Raw genomic sequence first — 1,349 nt, forward strand, 5'->3', positions numbered from 1 at the left:
AATTCTGGATCTGCGATTTCTCGGCGGCCGTCAGGCCGTCGAACATGCCCGGTTCGACCATGTCGGCCAGGCGCTGGGTTTGCTGCTGCGCGGCGCTGGCGTCGCCGAAGCGGCGCGGCACCAGGTAGCCGAGGTAGGACACGGTCTGGCCCGGCGCCACGGTCACGTTCCAGCTCCATTCGAAACGGCGCTCCGCGGGATTGATGCGGACCTGCGGCAGCGTTGCGCCGTTACCACCGAAGACCTGGCCGGCCAGGCCCGCGCTGTAGTTGTCCCACTCGGGCGGCGCGACCACAGCGTAGCGGCCGCCTCCGGCCGCTGGCGACACCAGCAATTCCGGCTCGAACGTGCGGTAGGTGCCGCTGATCCGCAGCGTGCGCGTGAGCGCGGTCGCGCCGGTGTTGGTCAACGTTTCCATGAGGCGGACGTAGCCGCCGGCGGCCGGCACGTGGACCCGACGGCTGACCTGCAAACCGGCCAGACCCAATGGCCCCAGGCGCAGTTCGCGTCCGGACTGGCCGCTCCAGGCGGCGCCGAGCCAGGGGAAGTCGGCCCCGCCGACACTGAGGACGTGGCCGTCGCCGGTAAAAGTATGGGCGGCGTCGGTTCCGGTGTGGAACGGAAGCAGCGCGCCGCTGCCGCCAACCTCGACGCTGTAGCCCGAAACGCTGTCGAGCAGGCGTTGCGACAGTGGCAGCGCATTACCCAGGGTCACATCGGCCGTGGTACTGGCGTTGCTGCCGACCGTGGCCTGAGCCAGGCCCGTCAGACGGCTGCCGTCGCAGGCATCGGCCTGGACCAGGAACGGCCCTGGGGTCACCGCCGCGAACGTATACAACCCCGCAGGGTTCGCCGTCGTCGAATGGAACGGATGAACCGGCCCGTCGGCGACCGAACGCAGTTCGACGCAGGCTGCGGGTGCCGGGTTGCCGTCGCGGTAGACGGTGCCGCCGATGCTGCCCGTGGCCGGGAACTGCAGGTTGACGACGGCGTTCTGTCCGTTGCTGGTCAGCTGCGTCTGCCCCGTGGCGACGTTCTGCGTGGGCTCGTCGATGGCGGAGACGCCGACCTCGCCCAGCGCGATGCGGTCGAAGCGGAACTGACCCTGGGCGTCGGTCCAGGTCTGGCGGTCGAACAGCAGGCCCGAACTGCGCGCGTAGACCGCGACGTCCGCCACCGGTGTGCCAGCCTGAGCTAGCACGCTGCCTTCGACGTTGCCCGACGGCTGCAGCGCCAGGTTAAGCAGCACCGCTACCGTCGGCGCCGTCACGCTGCCGGTGGTTTCGCCGCGCAGGCCGGACTCGGCGTGCTGACCCTGCAGCGTGAACGCGCCCACGGCCGCCCAGCCG

At 70.3% G+C, this 1,349-nt stretch carries 1 protein-coding gene; it reads right to left on the reverse strand.

The genetic code is table 11. The features are described from left to right. A partial coding sequence (locus DFR29_RS29570) for a carboxypeptidase-like regulatory domain-containing protein (protein ID WP_166654431.1) occupies positions 1–1,349 on the reverse strand: 1,349 nt, incomplete at both ends.

The organism is Tahibacter aquaticus, from assembly GCF_004363655.1.
In the GTDB taxonomy this organism is placed as follows: Bacteria; Pseudomonadota; Gammaproteobacteria; order Xanthomonadales; family Rhodanobacteraceae; genus Tahibacter; species Tahibacter aquaticus.